This is a genomic window from Mesorhizobium sp. CNPSo 4688 (assembly GCF_057784295.1).
Map to the genome: position 1 here is coordinate 337,453 of NZ_JBWLUY010000006.1, position 19,809 is coordinate 357,261.

Genomic DNA, 19,809 nt, shown 5'->3' on the forward strand with positions numbered 1-19,809 from the left:
GTCTTTGTTGTCTGGAAGCCGTAGAAGAGGCAGGGAGTGTCCGCAAGGACACCCCCTGTGCAGGTTTATTCCGACAGCACGAAGGGTGCGGTGTACTTGTCCACATTGTCCTTGGTGATGAGAAGGCAATCGAACAGCTGCTTCTCGCTGGTGGCGCCGGTGGCGCCCGTCTTGATGAACGAGTCGGCCTGCTGCACGGCCTTTGCCGAGAAGATGGCCACCGGCTGAAGCACGGTGTACTGCAGTTCGCCGGACTTGATGGCCGCAACCGCATCCGGGGAGCCATCAAAGCCCCCGACCTTGATGCCGGCGAGCTTGCCGGCTTCCTTCAGTGCCGCAACCGCACCAAGCGCCATTTCGTCATTGCCGCTGATCACGGCGATGATGTCGGGATTGGCCTGCAGCATGCTCTGCATCTTGTCGTGGCCCTGGGTACGATCCCAGTTGGCGACCTGCGAAGCAGCCTTTTCGAGATCCGGATACTGGCTCAGCACGGTCGCGTAGCCATTCGAGCGCGTGGCGGCGTTGTTGTCCGACGGGGCGCCGAGCAATTCGACATACTTGCCCTTTTCACCGACCGCCTGCACCCACTGCTGGGCACCAAGAGCCGCACCCTGCGCGTTGTTGGAGACGAGCTGTCCCTTGGCGAGGCCTTCCTGGTTGATCTCGGCATTGACGAGGAAAACCGGGATGTTGGCGGCAATCGCCTTCTTCACCGCGCCGACCGAACCATCGGCATTGGCCGGGTCGAGGATGATCGCCACCGACTTGTTGGTGATGGCGGTGTCGATCAGATTGCTTTCCGTGTTGGTGTCACCCTTGTGGGCAGCGACATTGGCCGTATAGCCGAGCTTTTCGGCCTCAGCCTTGGCGACATTGCCCTCGGTCAGCCAGTAGGGGTTGGCCGGATCGTTGACGATGATCGAGATCAGGCCCGCGGCCGATGCGGCTGCGCTAAACCCAACCACCATTGCGGCAGCAAGCAAACTTCTAAGCACGATTTTCATGTACATTCCTCCAATGATTTACGCGGTGTTGCTGCCGGTCACCCGGCAGTCTTCCCTTGGGCAGGATTGGCCGGTTCGGCCTTCCCCCGTTTCTGAGAAGTCGGTTGGCCGCCCGTGGAAGCTGGGAGCTTGCTACGGCGGCGATACTGAACGGCATTGAGGAGCACGGCGAGCACGATGACGGCGCCGGTGAACACTGTCTGCCAGTAGGATGAGATGCCGATGATCACCAGACCGTCGGACAGGAAGCCGATGACGAAGGCCCCGAGCAAGGTGCCGCGGATGTTGCCGCGCCCGCCGGTCAGCGCCGCGCCGCCGATGACGACGGCAGCGATGGCCGTCAATTCGTAGGTGGTGCCCGCGGTCGGCCCGGCCGAGGTCAGCTGCGAGGACAGGATAAGGCCGGCAATGGCGGCGCAGATGCCTGAAAGCACATAGACCGAAATCTGCACCGTCTTGACCGGAACGCCGGAGAGTTCAGCGGCGCGCTCATTGCCGCCCGAGGCGTAGAGCCAGCGGCCGAAAGCGGTGCGGTTCAAGACGATGCTGCCGATCAGCGCGATGACCACCAGCACCACCACGCCGGTCGGCACGCCGAACAGGCGGTTGAAGCCGAGCGCGTCGAAGCCGGTGTTGCCCAGCTCCGGCTTGCCGCCGAGATTGTTGTAGGTCAGGCCACTGGTCATCAGCAGCGCCAGGCCGCGCGCCATGTACATGACGCCGAGCGTGGCGACGAAGGCCGGAACCTTGAACCGCGCGATCAGCACGCCGTTGACCAGACCGACAACGGCGCCCAGCATGCAGGCCAGCACCGCCACCACCCAGACCGGAGGGTAGAGAACGACGCCCAGCCAGGTCAGCGTCACGCCCTGCATCAAAAATCCGGCAACGACGCCGGCAAGCCCAAGCGTCGAGCCCACCGACAGGTCGATGCCGCCATTGAGGATGACCAGCAGCATGCCGACGGCGAGAATCCCGAAGATGGCGACATGCGAGGCCATGGTCAGGAAGTTCGCCACCGAGAGGTAGTAGGGCGACAGGATCGAGAAGACGACGATGATGACGATCAGGGCAAAGAAAGCCCGACCCTCGAGCAGCAGCTTGGCCACGTCGAAGCCCTCGCCGCCCGTGCTGGGGCTGGACTGTTTGCTGGCCTGGCTGACATCGGTCATGATCGGGGCTCCGAAATTCTGGGATCAGGCGACCACGGCTTCGCCGGAGGCGGCCATGATCTGCTCTTTGGTGGCGTTCGCGCCGAACTTGGCTGAAATCTTGCCGCGCCGCATGACGACGATGCGGTGGGCGATGCTGAGGCACTCATTGACCTCCGAGGTTGAGAAGACGACCGCCAGGCCTTGCGCAGCGCGCTCGCTGAGCAGACGGAAGACTTCGGCCTTGGCGCCGACATCGATGCCGCGGCTCGGCTCGTCGAGAAGGATGACCTTGGGGTTGGTCGTCAGCATCTTGCCGATGACGACCTTCTGCTGATTGCCGCCCGACAGCGATCCGATCATGGCGTTGCCGCCGGCGGTCTTGATGGTCACCTTGCGAATCGAGTCGTCGATCAGTGCGCGTTCCCTGGGCCGGGAGAGGAACAAGCCTTTGGCGAACGCCTCGATGCTGGCAAGCGACAGATTGCGGCCGACGGTCATGGTCTGGACCAGGCCGTCGCGCTGGCGGTCCTCGGGCACCAGCACCAGGCCTCTGGCGATGCGCTGGGCAATGGTCAGCCCCGTGACGTCCTCGCCTTCCAGCAGCGCCCGCCCGCCCGCCATCGGCACGCGTCCGGCAACAGCTTCCAGCAATTCCGTGCGCCCGGCACCCATCAGCCCATAGATGCAGACGATCTCGCCTGCCCTGACGTCCAGCGACAGGTGATCGACGACCGAGTAGCCTGAACCCGAAGTGTCGGTGACGCTGACATCCTCGATCGAAAGCGCGACCTCGCCAAACGCATGGCCGGTCGGCGGCGAGCCGAGATCAAAATTCTCGCCCACCATGTTGCGGACGATCCATTCGAGGTCGATGTCCTTGGCTTCGGCCGTTGCGGTGATCGCTCCGTCGCGCAGCACGACGGCATAGTCGGTGATCTGCAGCGCCTCTTCGAGGTGATGCGATATGTAGACGATCGAGACGCCGCGGCTGGTCAGGTCGCGGATCACCTTGAACAGCACCTCCACCTCTGTCGCACTGAGTGCGGAGGTCGGCTCGTCCATGATCAGGATGCGGGAATCGACCGACAATGCGCGTGCGATCTCGACGATCTGCTGCTGCCCAAGCCGCAGATCCTCGACCAGGGTCATCGGATCGATGTCTTCTTCAAGGTCGGCCATCAGCGCCCGCGCCTGGCGCGACTCCTCGGCGAAGTCGAGGCCGGTTCTGGTGCGCAGTTCGCGGCCCATGAAGATGTTGTCGCGAACGCTCAGATTCGGTGCCAGGCTGAGCTCCTGGTGGATGATCGAAATCCCGCGATCGCGTGCATCGGAGGACGAGGAAAAGCTGACGAGATTGCCGTCGAGCACGATGTCGCCGGATGTCGGCGTCACCACGCCGGACAGGATCTTCATCAGCGTCGACTTGCCGGCGCCATTCTCTCCAAACAGGGTGGTGACCTTGCCGCGATGAATGTCGAAGTTGACGCCTTTGAGCGCGTGAACGCCGCCATACGACATGACGACATTGCGCGCCGAAAGCACGGCGTCGCCAGTCGCGGGTTCTGTGCCGGAAGCCGTTGTCATTTGACGTCCAGCCTCACCGGCGTGACCAGCCAGCTCTTCGGATTGACCAGCTTGAAGGCGCCGACCACCGCTATGGTCTTGCCGGTCAAGGCGCTGGCATCGACTTTCGCCAGCACCTCCTTCTTCATCTCGTTGTTCAGCGCCGAGCCGGCATCCTGATATTCAATCTGGTTGGTGAACTGGCCGAAGGTGATCTTGCCAGTGGCGTCGCGAAGCTCGGTTCCATTGATCGCCGGCCCTGTCTGCACGCGGACCGTCAGCGTATCCGGCAAACCGTCGACGGCGACCTTGTAGATGCCCGACTTTCCCTCGCCGACGACGCCGGTGAACTTGACCGAGATGACCGGCCCGACACCCGCGGGCACGCCGTATTCTTTCTCGGCCGTCGCCCTGTCCTTGGCGATTGCCGTCGCCACCGTCACCGCATCGGCGGCACGCGTCTCGACATCGGCCTGCACCTTGGGAAATTCCGACTTGCCGTAGTCGGCTGCGGAGAACACGGCGTTGCGAACATCGCCGGCGGAGCCGATCTTGACGATTTTGGTATCGAGGCCCATGGCGCCGAGCAGAACCAGGACTGCGGCGCCGGCAAGTGCGCGGCGCAGGCCGGGCGAAGTCTCCCGGGGCGATGCGGTGGCAGCCTTGGCGCTCATGATACAACCACCAGCGAAGCGGATTTTCCGTTGTCACGCATTCGACGATCCTCCGTTCACGCGGCGTTTCGTTGCACCGGACGCACTCTCAAGCCGGCTCTGTTCGATCAGTGCCCTGGCGGTGCATTCGTCGGTGATCAGGCCGCTCAGATAACGGCTTTCGAGCACCGCCTTGATGGCCCGTACTTTCACCTTGCCGCCGGCCACCGCGACGATCCTGCGGCCCTTCAGCTGGTCGCGGGGCAGCGCCAGGATTCTTTCCGACAACGCTGTTTCGACCGGGCGGCCCTTGTCGTCGAAGAAATGCGCAAGCAATTCGCCGACGCCGCCGTCACGTTTGACATCGTCGATTTCGGACGGCTCGATCATGCCTGTGGCGACCAGCGACGCTTCCCGCTCGGCCGTGCCTATTCCGACGAACATGAGGTCGGACCGGCCGGCGAGAGCGAAGACATCGCTGATGCCGCGCTGGCCGAGCAGCACCTCGCGGTCCTCGGCGGTGTTGGCGACAAAAGGCACCGGCATGACAAAAGCCTGCGCGCCGGTCCGCTCGGCCAGGCGATGCATGACGTCGTGCGGGTTGGCGGCGAATTTGCGCGTTACCCCGCCAAGCAACGAGACGAAACGGATGTGGGCAGCAGTGGTGCGTGTCAGATATTCGACGCTGGCCGCAAGCGTGCGCCCATGGCCGACGCCGATCAGCATGTCTTCGCCGCGATCGATTTCGCGCTTCAGGAACTGGGCGCCGGCAATGCCCAGACCTTTGAGCGGCAGTTCGTCCTGATCGAGATCGGGAACCACCTCGCAATAGTCGAGCCCATAGGCGGCGGTCAGGCGCTGCTCCAGGTCGATGCATTCGGCGACATCTCCGTCGATGAACACTCTGACCAGGCCGTCCTGGTTGGCCTTGGTGATCAGCCGATGCGCCTTGAGGCTGGTCAAGCCAAGTCGCTTGGCCACCTGAGCCTGTGTGAGACCTCCGGCATAGTGGAGCCAGGCCGCGCGCGTGGCGAGGCTGGACTCGTGGTCGCGGTTCGCGGTTCCGCCGGATTTCAAGCCATCCCCTCCCCAGGGTGATAATATTATCTTTGTATGCAAAAATTTTCACACCTTTGCATCGCTGTCAATCCTCCGCAGATGGTTGCCTCAGCCGAGTGGTCGGCAGCCGACGCAGCATATTAGGAGGTCAACATATCAGGCGATCATACGGCGACGTTAAGTTAACGTCAATTTGCGTTATATCATGTTCAACGGCAACATGAACCCTTGAGCATCGGCAGCCGAAATAGCGAATAAGCGTTTGTTTTTGTTGAAATGTTCGGTGGCGATGAAAATCCCAATCTGGATGTAAGACAGGAATTTTGGTGCACAAGGCGCAACAAGGGCAAATCGATCGGATTGCCCCAGAATACTATCGGCGTCGGCGACGGCGCGATCAGTCCAGCCGCATCAGGTTCCTGCCCTCGAGCTCGACAACAGCGGCTTCGACTTCCCGCGCGAGGCGCTCAGTGCTCCACGCCAACGCCCGCCCGGCGATCGCGGCAACCTCCTCCAGGTCGCGGCGCGTCAGCGAACCGCCTATCGCCAAAGTGCTGCGGCGCATGACGACATCGGCCAAATGTTCGACGAATTCGTTGCGCGCGATGTAGTCGATTTCAGCCTTGCCATAGCCGACCGAGTCCGGCAGGCGACCCTCATCATTCGACCTGTGCCTGGCGATCTGCGCGGCTCTGGTCCCGTAGCGCGACAGCAATTGATCAAGGCGCTCTTGCTCGACGCCCGTTGCCTGCTGCGCCTCAGCCAGCCAGTCCGCGCGCGCCGCGGCATTGACCGGAAAATCCCTCCCACCCCCGATCGGCATCGACTGAGTGGACACCTTGCGGCTGCGCTGCAAGCGCCCGAGCACGGTGTCAGCGACTTCCTCGGCAAAGCCGCGGAACGTCGTCCATTTGCCGCCGACCAGCGAAATGACTGCAAAGGGCCTGTTGCCGTCCGGCTCGGCAACCGGCGCCGAATGATCGCGGCTGATCAGTCCGGGCGTCGCGGCTTCAGACGTCGGCAGGGGTCGGATGCCGCTATAGGCATAGACGATCTGGTCGCGCTCGAACGCCATGCCCGGCAGCAGCGTTCGCACGCTGTCGAGCAGATAGTCGACTTCTTCGGGTTCGCAGCGCACCGCGTCCGGATTGTCGGCCTTGATGTCGGTCGAGCCGACCAGCGCCAGGCCGAGATAATCGTAAACCAGGCAGATGCGGCCGTCATCGGCCTCGAAATAGAGCATGCGCCCTGCGAGGCTTTTGACCAGTTCGTCATGCTTTAACAGGATATGCGAGCCCTTGGTGCCGCCGATCATCTTCGACGACGCGCCAAGCAACGCATTGACGTCATCGATCCACGGACCGGCGGCGTTCACCACCAGCTTCGGCCGCACCGAAAAAGCGATGCCGTTTTCCGGCTGGAAGGTGAGCACGCCATTGGCTGAGGCCGCCAGTGTCGTGTAGTTGGCACTGGCAGACGCCGCGTGGGCCTGCAAGCCGTCGAGGATCAGTTCCAGCACCAGCCGTTCCGGGTGGCTTACCTTGGCGTCGTAGTAGGTTCCGGTGGCGACGATCGCCGGATTGAGCGCCGGCAGCTCGCGAAGTGTCTGCCGCCGTCCGACCATGCGGTGGCGCGGCATGACCTGGTTTCGCGAACCGTAGAAATCGTAGATCATCAAGCCGATCTTGATCAGTATGGCGCCGCGGCTGCGCGGCGCGCTGGTCGAGCCGAACAGCGTTCGCAACGCCGCCAGCATGCCCTTGCTCCACGAGAAGATCGGGATGACGGTCGGCAGCGGGCTGACATAGTGCGGCGCGTTTTGCAAAAGCAGATTGCGTTCGAGCGTCGACTGCGCCACCAGCCCGAACTCGCCGGTCTCGAGATATTTCAGGCCACCGTGGATCAGCCTCGACGGCGCGGCACTGGTGCCCGAGCCGAAATCCGCCTTGTCGACGATCAGGCAGCTGACACCTTGCGCGCACAGATCGCGAAACAGCCCTGCCCCGTTGACGCCGGCGCCAAGAATGACGACGTCGACCTCGCCGGTCCCGGCCATCGCGACGAGGCGTCCGGCGCGATTTTTCGCCCCTGCTCCTTCGGCTGGGCTCATGGCGCTTTCGTCTTGACGATGCGCAGCTTCACCCCGGCCCGTTCGAGGCTCTGCACCTGCGCGTCGCCCAGGCCCTCGGTCACCAGCACGGCGTCGAAACTGGTCAGATCGTCGAAGACATGCAACGCGATCCGGTCGAATTTTGCGTGGTCGACCAAAAGGATGCGCTTGACCGATGCAGCCATCATCGCCTGCTTGACCCGCACGACATTCGGATCCTGGATGAAAGCAGTGGTTCCGGTGACGGCCGAAGCCGAACAGATCAGCACATTGGCGCGCAACTGCGCCACGGCGTTCTCGCAGACGATGCCGATATAGGCATTGTAGGTGCCGTGATACTGGCCGCCGAGACAGATGAAGTCGAGGTCGTCGACATTGATCAGCAGCGCAGCCGTCGACACGCTGTTGGTGACAACCGTCAGCGGCTTGACGTCGAGCAGCAGCGTCGCGACCGCGTTTGCCGTCGATGAATCGTCGAGCATCACCACCTGGCCGGCCTCGACATAATCCAGTGCTGCCCGCGCAAGTGCATCCTTCTCGGCTCGATTGACCGTCACCCGGTAGCGGAAGGCGCTCTCATAGAGACCCGAGGGCTGGACCGTCACCGCGCCATGCAGCTTGCGCAGCACGCCCTGCTGCGCCAGCCGGTCGATATGCCGGTGGATGGTCATGCGCGACACGCCGAAATGCTCGACCAGATCGTCGATGCGCACCTGGCCGAGCTTGATCACATAATCGGCGATCTCTTCGCGTCGTTCGTCAGCCTTGATCATGCATTTCCCCTTGGCCGCGCCAACCTTTCGATTTCCGGCCAATGCGACTTCAGCTGCTCGGCTATGCGGCAGTAGAGCGAAAACCGCTCATTGAACACAGCACTGGAGGCCGGCGCTGGCTGATATTTGCGCTCTGTCATCCCGACCTGCCTGGCGCCCTGTTGCGGCGTCGCGAAGATCCCGACCGCGGCCCCCGCGCAAAGGGCGGCGCCCAGGGTCGCGGCCTCGTCGGTCGAGGTGATGGTGACCGGAGCGTCCAGCACGTCGGCAAACATCTGGACGAAAGCAGGATTGCGCGAACCGCCACCGGTCAGGCGGATCTCGCGAACGGCAAAGCCCTCGCGCAAGGCCTCGACATGGGTGCGATGATTAAAGACAATGCCTTCCAGAACCGCCTTCAGCATGTCGCCGCGATTGTGCCAGCCATGCAGGCCGATAAAGCTGCCGCTGGCCACGTCGCCATAAGGAGAGCCGAACAGATAGGGATGAAACAGGATGGTCGAGGGCTTCTTCAACGCCGCGTCGATCTCTCCCGCCAGCAATTCGTGGAGGGAGCCGCCATCCGCGTTTGTCCTGTCTTGCTCCAAGCGGCAGAAAGTGTCGAGAAACCAGTCGTAGTTCGCAGTCGAGGCCGGCGAGATCGCCATGTTGTTCCAGCGGCCCGCGTCGATGGCGTTGCGGCAGAACCAACGCTGATCGACGCGCGGTTGCGAAGATACGACTTCGTTGATGGAATAGGTACCGGCGACGATGGCGAGCACGCCGTCCTCATGGCCACCCATGCCAAGCGCCGAGGCGGCCACGTCGTGCAGGCCGCAGGCGACCGGTGTTCCCGTGCGAAGCCCAGTCCTTTCGGCGGCATCGGCGGTGACTTGACCGGCGATGTCAGCCGAATGCGCCACCGGCGGCAGCGCGGCGAACAGATCGCCCAACCCGAAGATGCGCAGTGCTTCGGGCGAATAGGCTTGCGTGCGAAAATCCGTGAATGAGGTGCTGGCCTCCGTACGGTCGGTCCCTATCGTGCCGGTCAGGCAAAAGCGCAGCCAGTCCTTGCAGGCCAGCACATGGCCGATGCGGCCATAGCGATCAGGATCGTTCTGCTTGAGCCATGCCAGCAGCGCCGACGGTGCCGAAACATGCGGCGTCTGGCCTGTCGTCGCCAGCGCATCGGTGAAAACGGTGCCGGCGGACCACCTGTCGACAATGTCGCCGGCGCGGCTGTCGAGCGATAGGATGCCTGGTCCCAAAGGCTGACGGTCATGATCGAGCAGATACAGCCCATCGCCATGCGCAGTCGCCGCTACCGCCTTGATGTCTTCCGCCGGCCTGCCGGAGAGCGCGATCGCCTCCTTGATGGCGTCGGCGGTCGCTTGCCACAGGCCTGCCATGTCGCGTTCCACCGAACGCGCAAGGGGCATAGATTGCGCCACCCGGCGACGCGCCACAGACAATTGCGTGCCGTCGGCATCGAAGATGACCGCCTTGGTGACCGTCAGACCGTTATCGATTCCGAGCAGGCTGGGCATGATCACCGCCTCTTTCAGCAACTGGCGATTGCTGCAGCGCGATCCTGCAGTCTGATGCAAGGGCGAAACACATAGCGACAACCCCGATAAAGCAAGGCAGACGAACGATAAGCACCTTGCCGCGAGAAAGAACCCATATCTTTATGTGATTTTAACGTCAACATGCGCGACAATTTCGACGTTATTCAAGCGATCGCGTTTCAGGTTGTCGACTAGGCTAAGGCTTCGGCGCCAGTCGAGGCACGGATGGATCTCGCGGTTGCTGGCGCGGATGCGTTGTCAACTGCGAAGGCCGTCGCGGATGGCGCTGAAATAGCGATCGGTTCCGACCTGCCCGCCCTTGAGCGCCACCTCCAGCCCATCGATCGCCTTGATGCGCGAGTGAGCGACGCAAAGCGGCGAGCCCGGCGACGCCGGCAGCGGCATCCGCACCGTCAGCGCATCGACACCCATCTGGCCGAGCGCGTGGCTCGACGTGTCGCCGCCGGCAATGACCACGCGTTGCAAATTCTGCTCGATCGTCAGCGCGCGAAGCAGTTCGCCAAGGCCGCGACCAAGCTTGTGGCGGGCACCTTCCTGCCGGTCGATTTCGGCGCCGCGGTCCGCCGCGGGACCAAGGGCGGTGTAGAGAACCACACTGCGGCCGGCTTCCAGACTGGAGCGGCCGGCAGAAACTGCGCGCGCGATTGCATCTCCGGACGCTTCGGAGATCAGTTCGACAGGATCGACCTCGATGCCGTCGAAGCCGTCGGTCAAAGCGTGCCGGATCTGTCGTTCGGTCGTCGGCGAACAACTGCCCGAGACCACCGCGACCCGCTCGGCCGCACCCGGCGGCGAAAATTTCGGTTCAGCACTGACCGTCCCGTTCGACACCCATTCGGCCAGCAGCGCATATTCGATCCCGGACGAGCCGACGACGAACGAACCGCCCGGCTTGCGGACACGCCAAATCTCCTTGCCGGCAAGCGCCTGCGTCTCCAGGCCGTCGACGTCGACAAGCACGATGTCGGTGCCCTCGGCGAACAAGCGATCGAACGCTTCAGACCGGCCCGCCGACTGCAGCGTCGCGAGATCGACCAGCCCCGACGTCAGCTCCGTCTGCCGCGACAGATGGATCAGCAGGTCGGATTCATCCATCGGCGTGGTCGGGTGGCGGCTCATCACCGGATGGCGGTCGATGCGGAAATACTTTTCGCGATAGGCGGCGAACAGATGACCAAAGGCGGTGTAGCGCTTGAGCTGCGGCGACCCGACCAGCAGCGGCACGCTGTCCTGCGCGAAGACCGAGCGGCCGATCTCGATGGCGCGGCCGATGCTGCCGATCGTCGGGCTGGAATCGAAGGTCGAGCAGACCTTGTAGTGGCAGAGCGCGGCGTTCAGCGTCTTCAGCCAGACGAAGGCACTCTCGAGATGGGTGTCCATCCATTGCGGCGTTTCGCTGCGGCTGGTGCCGGCCAGGCCAATGGCTCGGCAATGTGCGAACTGCGCAAGCATGGCCTCGTCCGGCTGGCGCATGAACAGCACGGTCGGCACGCCGCCGAGCTCGAGCGCCTCCATCACATCGGTCGAGCCGGTGAGGTCGTCGCCATAATAGCTGAGCAGAAGATTTTGCATCGCTTCAGGCTGCCTTGCCGTCGCCGAATTTTTCGATCGACCGCGCCAGCTCAGGATGGCTCAAGGCGAACTCCGCCAGCGGAATGCCGTCGACCGCAGCCTGCCAGCCCTGCTGCACGGCGCGCACGCCGGCGCCCGGCCCGTCCGGGTGACTGACGATGCCGCCGCCGCAGAGATAGAGAAGATCGACCGTCCGGCCGGTACGTGCATAGGTCTCCGGGGCCTGCCCGCCCCACTGGCCGGAGCCGGCGACCGGTAGAGCGCAATCGTCGGGCGAAAAGATCGGCGCTGTCACCGCCTTGAAGGATTCGACGAAGGACGCGTCCGGCTCCCAGTATTTCGATTGGATGCCGTTGATCTGGAACTGGTCGACGCCGAGCAGCCGCCAGAATTGCTGCCAGACCTTGAAGTCCATGCCGAGGCCGGGATGGCGGGTGAGGATATCCCAGCCGTTGCGATGGGCGTGCAGCACCAGGCTGGAGCGCTTCCTGAGAAAGGCCATGCCGCCGAAGCCGATGGAATTGATGTTGACCACCGCGCAATTGCCACCGGCCTTGGCGACAAAGTCGTGGTTGCGCATCATCTCGTCCGGATCGGCATGCGAAATGCCGAAGGCATACATCACCTTCTTGCCGGTCTTCTGCTCATGGTCGAGGATCAGCGGCATGATCGCCCTCACCCGTTCCGCCAAAGGCGAATAGGCCGGGCTCATCAGCTTCTCGTCATCCTTGATGAAATCGACGCCGGCGGCGATCAGCTCGCCCACCATTGCGGCGGTCTCGTGCGGCCGCAGCCCCAGCGCCGGCTTGACGATGGTGCCGATGATCGGCCGATCCGTGACGCCGGTCAGACGGCGGCTGCCGGCGATGCCGAACTGCGGACCTGGATGAGCGCCGCGATATTGCTCCGGCAGTTTCATGTCGACGACGCGAATGCCGGACAGGCCCTTGATCGAATAGGCGCCGCCAATGGCAATGGTCATCAGTGCCGACAGGTCGGTGCCGATGGCATCGAACGGAAAGGCGATGTCGACATCCGCGCGCTTGAACGGCCCGTCACCGGCCTCGGGAATGGAGGGCCTGTCAGCCTCAGGCAGATGGCGTATGGCGAGAACGCGCGCCGCCACTCTGGCCTTGAGTTCCTCGGTCTCACCGGGCAGCGTAACGAAGGTTCCAGTCGACTGGTCGCTGGCGATCTTGGCCGCCAGCGCCTCGATGCTGCCTGATGTTTCGATGCGGTAGGTGAGCGTGATCATGGTTCGTCGTCTGAGGCCTAAGGAGGTTCGAAAAGAGTTCCTTGATCGTTGAAATCTGGTATAATGAGTACATAAGCTTTGCAAGCAATATCCTGCTCGCAGGATATGGGCTGATTGGCTGGCAGGCATTCTGGAAATCGTGACTGCAGTGCTAGATAGACACCGGTCAAGGGAGTGATTCGCGACGATGAACCGTTCGGAGCCGATCGTCCGGCGCAAACTTTCCGATGAAGTGTTTTTGCGGCTGAAGCGCCTGATCACCAGCGGCGAACTGACGCCGGGCGACGATATGCCTTCGGAGCGCGAACTGATGGAGCGCTTCGAGGTCGGCCGGCCGGCGATCCGCGAGGCGATGCAGGCGCTGAGCAATATGGGCCTCGTCGCCATTTCGCATGGTGAGCGCGCCAAGGTGCTGCAGCTGACCGCCAAGTCGATCATCAAGCAGGTCGATGGCGCGGCCAAGATCATCCTGTCGTCGTCGAAGGACACGCTGGAACACTTGAAAACCGCGCGCATCTTCTTCGAGCGCGGCATGGTCAGGGAAGCCGCCGAAAACGCCACAGCCGAGGACATTGAGCGACTGCGGGCCACAATTGCCGAACAGCGCGGCTTTCGCGGCGATTCCGAAGCCTTCATCTCCGCCGACATGAAGTTTCACACCCAGATCGCGGCGATTTCAGGCAACCCGATCTATGTCGCCGTCAGCGAGGCGATGCTCGGTTGGCTGAAGGAATATCATACGGAAATGCTGATCTGGACCGGCAAGGAAAAGTTCACGCTGACCGAGCACGAAGAGATCATCGACCGCATCGAGAAGAAGGATGCCGACGGCGCCGAGAAGGCGATGATCAAGCATCTCGAGCGCTCCCGCGCGCTCTATGTGATGAATTCCGAAAAATAGCTTAGCCGATCCGCGCGATCGCGTAAGGCGCCATCAAGAATTGCTCCCGACCAAGCGCTGAGATGTCGACCGGCACGTCGCCCGCTGTCAGGTTCACCAGCCACAAGATGATCTTGCCCGAGGCGGCGCGGCCAGCCACCGCCAGTACCTTGGTCTCATCGCTCGTCGTTGCCGCCACATGCGCAAGGCCGGCCATTTCGCAAAGCCCCTTGATGGCATCGAAGATCGGCCGGGGTGATCCTTCCGCGACGGGTTCTCCGGACGCCGCCAGCACGCCGAACGGTCCAGTGAAGCCGGAGAGCGTGAGTTGCTCCAGTCCAACCGGCGCGACGCGCGCGGCATAGCCGATCGTCCACGCGGCGGCGAACAGTCCGGCATGGCGCGGGTCGCGGTCGGCCATGGCGATGCGCTGTCCCCCGGGATTGGCCTTGGTCGCGCCGCCATAGGGGTTCTGGCGCATGGCAATCGTCGACGGGCCGATGCGGTAGGGTTTTTCTCCGAAGATCGCCCGCGCAGATTGCGTGATGAAGGGCAGCGCCTCCAGTGACTGCATGACGCTGAGATCGTCGGCAGCGTGCACGATCGGGCAGGTGCAGTGGGTGACGAAATCCAACAAGCCGGCCGGCACGCGCTTGCGGTTGAGTTCGGTGAAATAGCTGAACATGCCACCGCCAAGCCGGATACCAGCAAAGGCGCGACGAGCAGCGGCATACACGTCTTCGAGCGGCGGGCATTCAGGCCACGTGCTGCCCGGCGGGGTCGACTGCCGGTCGACCGAAGGCGAGACGGCGATGGCCGAGAGTTTCAGCCCTGCCTGGCGCACCATGCCGGCGACGCCTGAAAGCTCGGCGTCGAGATCGCCCGCGCAGGCAACGACGCATTCCAGCGTCGTCTGCACTGGATAGGCGGCGGCAAGTTTTGCAAAGGGCTGCAACGCACCCAGCCCATGGCCACGTGTCGGGTCGTAGTGGAAGACAAGTTGCTGCGGGCCCAGCGCGGCCAATGTCGGAAGGTTTGCGAGCGCGGCCTCCACGTCATCCGGGTAGATGATCACGCCGATATCCGGCAGTCTCTGCCCGGCCTCGCCGAGTTCGATGTGCACCGGTTCGGTGCTTGCCGCGACAGCCGGTATTTTCCCCTCGTCGATGATGCGCAGGCTGATCGTCTGCCTGACGGGTTGACCGGCAGGCAACACATAGGGCCATGGCAGCGCCAGCGGCCGGACATAGGTCTTGTAGGACGCATCCGACCAGTTGCGCTGGTCTTCCATCTCGAAAGTGTCGCCCTCCATCCGGCATTCGGCAGTAATGCCCGGCTGAACCTCATGGGTGATCGCGCGCAAATCCTTGAAAGGCTGCCAGGGATCGATCAGCAGCGGCAGCTTCGTCGCCACCACGCTGCCATCGGTATGCTCGACCGTGACCGGGCTGCCAGCCAGCCCGGCGATCGGGTGCAAGATGCAGAAGCCGCAGCGATTGGTCTCGAAGTCGCTCTCGGGCAGTGCGCTGACGTCGAAGACCAGATGGCCATCAGAGGAGCCCTTGATGGTGGCGCGAAAGCCGAGCCGGCTAGCGTCCGGCCCCGTGCAGTTTGCCGTGTAGCTCACCGAGAAACTGTCGGCGCCACAATCGATCACAAGGTTGGTCAGCGCTGGCTCGTAAGTGCCCCAATCGCGATCCCTGACGATGTAGGCGATGGCGCGCAGCACTTCGATGCCACCATAACGGATGCAGCGCAGATTGCCGTTGACGAAGTCGGCGCTGAGCGGGCCCGCACTCAGCCTGACTGGCTCGGCCTCGACCACGCGTGTGCCGTAGAGGAGAAAGGCGTCGGCTGTCATTTCAGCAAGGCATCGAGGTGGACAGGTTCGTGGCTCGCGGCGCCCAGATAGGCCGCCTCGACAAGCGCAAAGGTTTGGAGATTGTCCGCGCCCGAGGTCGCCGGCTCAGTCCCCTTTGCCAGGCAGTCGACCCAGTGCTGTTGAATCGCGACGACGCTCTCCTGGATGTTGTGCCAGGGCCGCGACGCCCAGGGCAACAGCGGCGGCGAGACGTCGGTGACCCGTGTGCCGCTCTTGCCGGTGACGGTGAGCCGGTATCCTTGCGCCAGCCGGATCGTGCCGTCGCTGCCGTCGATCTCGATCAGCGTTTCGGGAAACGGCTCGACGGCAAGCTTCGTCGCGTAGCTGCAGTCGACGACCGACGTCGCGCCGTTTTTGTGGTCCATCAACATCGTCGCGACATCTTCGCCGGCGATATCAGGGTTGATGCGCGCGGTTCGTGTCGTGATCGTGGACACATCGCCCAGCAGGAACCGGGCAATGTCAAGGCTGTGGATGCCGAGATCCTCGATAATGAAGCGCTTTCCCTTCGCGAGATAGGGCTGGCCGGAGAACACGTCATAGGCGGAGCGGAAGGAGATGCGTCCGAAAAAGGGCGTGCCGATCTCACCGCTGTCGAGCACGGCGCGCACCGCCTGGATCGGCGACTGCCAGCGGAAATTCTCATGCACCATCAGCGGTACGCCGGACCCGGCACAGGCCTTCACCATGGCCTTGGCGTCGGCCAACGTCGGCGCGAACGGCTTTTGGCAGATCACCGGCACACGGTAACGCGCCGCCATCTCGACCAGCGGACGATGGCTGGGCGCAGTGGTGGCGATATCGACGAAATCCAGCCTCTCGCTGGCAAAAAGTTCGGCCGCGTCGGTGTAGCGCTTCGCGATGCCGAACTGGTCACCAAAGATGCGCAGCCGTTCCGGATCGCGGTCGCAAACGGCGACGATCGAGGCACCTTCAATGTCACGCCAGGCATGCATCTGGTTGACGGCAAAGAAGCCGCAACCGATCAGCGCTCCCCGCAACTCCGCCATGCTCACCCTGCCTTAGCCATCTGCATCAGTGTCACCCGGCTCTGCAGCCGACGCTGCGCCTGGTCGACGACAACGGCGACGATGATGACCAGGCCCTTGATCACCATCTGCCAGAAGGAACTCACCCCCATCATCACCAACCCGTCCGAAAGAATACCGATGACGAAAGCACCGACGATGGTGCCGCCGATCGTGCCACGCCCGCCCGACATCGACGTGCCGCCGAGAACCGCCGCGGCGATGGCGTTGAGCTCGAAACTTTCGCCCGTCGCCGGATGCGAGGCCATCAGTTCGGACGAGATGATCAGGCCAACGATCGCCGCGCAGAAACCGGAGAACATGTAGACGAACATTTTCACCATGCTGACACGAACGCCCGAAATTCGCGACGCCCGTTCGTTGCCGCCGACGGCGAAGATGTGGCGGCCGAGCGGCGTGTATTTGGCGAGATAGGCCGCCGCCAGCGCAACGACGATCAGGATCCAGATCGCCACCGGCAGGCCGAGCACCCGGCCGGCGCCGAGAAAACCGAAGCCGGTGGTGCCGAGCTCCGGCTTGCCGACCAGGTTGGGGAAGGTGCGGCCATCCGACGACAGCAGCGCCAGGCCGCGCGCGACATAGAGCACGCCGAGCGTGGCGATGAACGGCGCGACGTTCAGCCTGGTGATCAGCAATCCGTTGACGGCACCGATCAGGATGCCCACGGTAAGCGTGATCAGCGCGATCTCGACCACGTTGAAATAGATGGTGTAGCCGAATTGCAGGTCGATGCCGTTGAGCACGAGATAGCCGGCGACCATGCCGCACAGGCCGACGATCGAGCCCACCGACAGATCGATGCCGCCGGTGATAATGACAAAGGTCATGCCCATGGCCAGAAACGCATTCAGCGCCACATGCTTCGACATCAGGATCAGATTGGCGGTCGACAGGAAATTCGGCGCCGCGATCGAAAAGAAGACCAGCACGGCGATCAGCGCGATGAAAGTCCTCGCCTTCATCAGCGTGAGCAACAGCGAGCCGCTCGGGACGGAGGAGGAGGCCGCCGGGATATCAGTCATGGGTTCTCCGTGTGCAGGGCCGGTCCGTGGCCAAGCGCGGAGGCGGCGACAAGGGCCGCCTCCGTCGCCTCGGCGCGATCGAACATGCCCGTCAGTTTTCCATTGCTCATCACCGCGATCCGGTCGGACAGCGCCATCACCTCGTCGAGATCGGAGGTAGCGAAGAGAATGCCCAGCCCGTCGCGCGACAGTTTGCGCATGGTGCGGAAGACATCCGCCTTGGCGCCGACGTCGATGCCACGGCTGGGCTCATCCATCAGCAGCACCTTGGGGCCGGTGAGCAGCGCCTTGCCGATAACCACCTTCTGCTGGTTGCCGCCGGACAGCGACGAGACGTCCTGCGCCGGGTCGGCAACCTTGATCGCCAGTTCCCGCACCATCTGCGTCACCGCCTGTCTTTCGGGGCCGCCGCGAATATGAAACAGCCGGACAAAGCGCGACAGGCTGGCCAGCGTCAGATTGCTGGCGACCGAGAGGATCGACACCAGTCCTTCGCGCTGGCGGTCTTCGGGGATCAGCGCCAGCCCGCGCCGGATGCGCCGCGTCGTGTCGCGCTCCTTGACCTTTTTGCCGGCAATGAAGATCGTACCGGTGGCCTGGCCATGGCGGCCCATGATGCAGTCGAACAGCTCACTGCGCCCGGCGCCCATCAGGCCGTAGATACCGAGGATTTCGCCGGCGCGCAGCGACAGCGAGACGTGGTCGACTGCAAGCCCGCCGGTCGCGCGCGGCAGGCAGATGTCCTCGGCGCGGAATATCTCTTCGCCGGGAACATGGCCGTCGGCCTTGGCAAAATCCTTGGCGTCGGAGCCGATCATCTGCCGCACGATCCACCGCGTGTCGACGTTTCTCATCTCCTCCTGGCCGGTGATGTGCCCATCGCGCAGAACGGTGATGTAGTCGCCGATGCGGATCAGCTCTTCCAGCCGGTGCGAGATGTAGACGATAGCAACGCCACGCGCCTTGAGGTCGGCGATTACCTTGAACAGGATCTCGACTTCCGCCGCACTCAGCGCCGAGGTCGGCTCGTCCATGATCAGGATGCGCGCATCGAGCGAAACCGCCTTGGCGATCTCGACCAACTGCTGCTGGCCGATGCGCAGATCCTCGACCAGCATATCGGGCCTTATGCCGGCCTGCAGGCGTTCGAGAAATTGCGCGGCACGGCGCTCCTGCTCCTTGCGGTCTATCTTGCGGAACCGGTTGGTGATCTCGCGCGTGGCAAAGATGTTTTCGGCAACGGTCAGATTGCCGAACAGGTTCAGCTCCTGGAACACCATGCCGATGCCGCGGTTCACCGCATCGCCCGACGATGAGAAGGAAACTTCCTCCCCTTCCAGAAGGATCCGGCCGAGCGTCGGCTGTTCGACGCCGGCGATGATCTTCATCAGCGTCGATTTGCCGGCGCCGTTTTCACCGACCAGCACATTGACCGCGCCCTTGCGCACCTCGAAATTCGCCCGCTTGACCGCGACGGTGCCGGAATAGACCTTGGAGACGTCTTCCAGTTTCAGGATGACGTCGTGAGCAACCACAGCGCTCATCGCTTCGGCCCGATTTCTGCCTCGGCCGGCGTCACCAGCGCCAGGTCCTGGCCGCTTTCGAGCGTATAGGCGCCAAGAACCTTGGCGCTGCGGCCCTCGAGCGCGTCGCGCGGCAGCTTGGACAGCACGGCCTTGTCGGCATAGGCGTTGAACGCCTTGCCGAACTGGGCAAAATCGATCTGGTTGGTAAAATCGTTAAACTGGATGAAATCGAGACTGTCGCGCAGCGCTGTTCCCCGCATCGCCGGTCCGATCTGCACCCTCGCATCTGCCTTGCCGTCGCCGTCGACATCGATATCCATCGTCGCCGCGCGCGACGCCGTGTTGGCGGCAATGATCTTGCCCTCAACGCGAACCGCGAAGGTCCAAGGCGAATTTGCCTGCTTGTTTGGATTGCCATATTTGGCGCCGGCAGAAGCGGGATCGGTTTTCGCCAGCGCGTGAACCTCGGCAAACGGCCCGGCTTTCCGCTGGAGATAGGGCACGACCTTCGCCACCCAGATCTCCTCGACCATCTTGTCGGGGTTGAACGCGGTGCTGCTGCCGCTGTCTCCCGACGGAGTCGGAAGAATCTTGCAAGCGGTAAGGCTGATGCCGAGTGTCGCGGCAAGGATAGGCCAGATCGGCTTGTTGTTCAGCATGATGGCCTGTTGTTCAGCATGGCGGTCGGCACCCACGGAAAATGGCGGCGAGGGACGACCCATGGATCGTCCCTCGC

General features: G+C 63.1%; 16 protein-coding genes. 1 reads left to right on the forward strand and 15 read right to left on the reverse strand.

Features of this window, described 5'->3' with window-relative positions; genetic code table 11:
• Positions 1-65: 65 nt before the first annotated feature.
• From AC04SH_RS13770 to oiaX, 10 genes are all read right to left on the reverse strand, one after another.
• Positions 66-1,007, reverse strand: coding sequence for a D-ribose ABC transporter substrate-binding protein (locus tag AC04SH_RS13770; RefSeq protein WP_081726801.1), 942 nt, complete (start codon positions 1,005-1,007; stop codon positions 66-68).
• Between the two features lie 38 nt (positions 1,008-1,045).
• Positions 1,046-2,179, reverse strand: a complete 1,134-nt coding sequence (locus AC04SH_RS13775; protein ID WP_488575417.1) for an ABC transporter permease — start codon at positions 2,177-2,179, stop codon at positions 1,046-1,048.
• Positions 2,180-2,203: 24 nt separating this feature from the next.
• A complete protein-coding gene (locus AC04SH_RS13780; protein WP_142866845.1) occupies positions 2,204-3,745 on the reverse strand; it encodes a sugar ABC transporter ATP-binding protein in 1,542 nt (513 codons plus the stop codon).
• Positions 3,742-4,398, reverse strand: coding sequence for a DUF2291 family protein (locus AC04SH_RS13785; RefSeq protein ID WP_488575418.1), 657 nt, complete (start codon positions 4,396-4,398; stop codon positions 3,742-3,744). Before AC04SH_RS13785 ends, AC04SH_RS13780 begins: the two co-directional genes overlap by 4 nt.
• 33 nt (positions 4,399-4,431) lie before the next feature.
• Positions 4,432-5,454, reverse strand: coding sequence for a sugar-binding transcriptional regulator (locus AC04SH_RS13790; protein ID WP_477231791.1), 1,023 nt, complete (start codon positions 5,452-5,454; stop codon positions 4,432-4,434).
• 379 nt (positions 5,455-5,833) lie between these two features.
• Complete coding sequence (locus tag AC04SH_RS13795) at positions 5,834-7,546, reverse strand: glycerol-3-phosphate dehydrogenase/oxidase (protein ID WP_488575419.1); 1,713 nt, start codon at positions 7,544-7,546, stop codon at positions 5,834-5,836.
• Positions 7,543-8,319: a DeoR/GlpR family DNA-binding transcription regulator gene (locus AC04SH_RS13800; protein ID WP_488575420.1), complete on the reverse strand. Its 777-nt coding sequence runs from the start codon at positions 8,317-8,319 to the stop codon at positions 7,543-7,545. The genes AC04SH_RS13795 and AC04SH_RS13800 overlap by 4 nt, the downstream gene beginning before the upstream one ends.
• Entirely contained in the window at positions 8,316-9,845 is a 1,530-nt protein-coding gene (locus AC04SH_RS13805; RefSeq protein ID WP_488575421.1) for an FGGY-family carbohydrate kinase, read from the reverse strand. The genes AC04SH_RS13800 and AC04SH_RS13805 overlap by 4 nt, the downstream gene beginning before the upstream one ends.
• Before the next feature lie 279 nt (positions 9,846-10,124).
• The gene (locus tag AC04SH_RS13810; protein ID WP_488575422.1) at positions 10,125-11,459 is read right to left on the reverse strand and encodes a four-carbon acid sugar kinase family protein; all 1,335 of its coding nucleotides are present in this window, start codon (positions 11,457-11,459) and stop codon (positions 10,125-10,127) included.
• A gap of 4 nt (positions 11,460-11,463) precedes the next feature.
• Entirely contained in the window at positions 11,464-12,714 is a 1,251-nt protein-coding gene (gene oiaX / locus AC04SH_RS13815) for a 3-oxo-isoapionate-4-phosphate decarboxylase OiaX (RefSeq protein ID WP_488575423.1), read from the reverse strand.
• Between the two features lie 187 nt (positions 12,715-12,901).
• Here oiaX and AC04SH_RS13820 point away from each other — a divergent pair, with 187 nt between their 5' ends.
• Positions 12,902-13,615: a transcriptional regulator NanR gene (locus AC04SH_RS13820; protein ID WP_488575424.1), complete on the forward strand. Its 714-nt coding sequence runs from the start codon at positions 12,902-12,904 to the stop codon at positions 13,613-13,615.
• Between the two features lies 1 nt (position 13,616).
• Here AC04SH_RS13820 and apnL read toward each other — a convergent pair whose 3' ends face one another.
• The 5 genes from apnL to AC04SH_RS13845 are packed head-to-tail and all read right to left on the reverse strand — an operon-like array spanning position 13,617 to position 19,732.
• Positions 13,617-15,455: a D-apionate lactonase gene (apnL, locus tag AC04SH_RS13825; RefSeq protein ID WP_488575425.1), complete on the reverse strand. Its 1,839-nt coding sequence runs from the start codon at positions 15,453-15,455 to the stop codon at positions 13,617-13,619.
• Positions 15,452-16,486, reverse strand: coding sequence for a Gfo/Idh/MocA family protein (locus tag AC04SH_RS13830; protein ID WP_488575426.1), 1,035 nt, complete (start codon positions 16,484-16,486; stop codon positions 15,452-15,454). Before AC04SH_RS13830 ends, apnL begins: the two co-directional genes overlap by 4 nt.
• Before the next feature lie 2 nt (positions 16,487-16,488).
• Positions 16,489-17,547: an ABC transporter permease gene (locus AC04SH_RS13835; RefSeq protein ID WP_488575427.1), complete on the reverse strand. Its 1,059-nt coding sequence runs from the start codon at positions 17,545-17,547 to the stop codon at positions 16,489-16,491.
• Entirely contained in the window at positions 17,544-19,091 is a 1,548-nt protein-coding gene (locus tag AC04SH_RS13840; RefSeq protein ID WP_488575428.1) for a sugar ABC transporter ATP-binding protein, read from the reverse strand. Before AC04SH_RS13840 ends, AC04SH_RS13835 begins: the two co-directional genes overlap by 4 nt.
• Positions 19,088-19,732, reverse strand: coding sequence for a DUF2291 family protein (locus AC04SH_RS13845; RefSeq protein WP_477231797.1), 645 nt, complete (start codon positions 19,730-19,732; stop codon positions 19,088-19,090). The genes AC04SH_RS13840 and AC04SH_RS13845 overlap by 4 nt, the downstream gene beginning before the upstream one ends.
• Between the last annotated feature and the right edge of the window lie 77 nt (positions 19,733-19,809).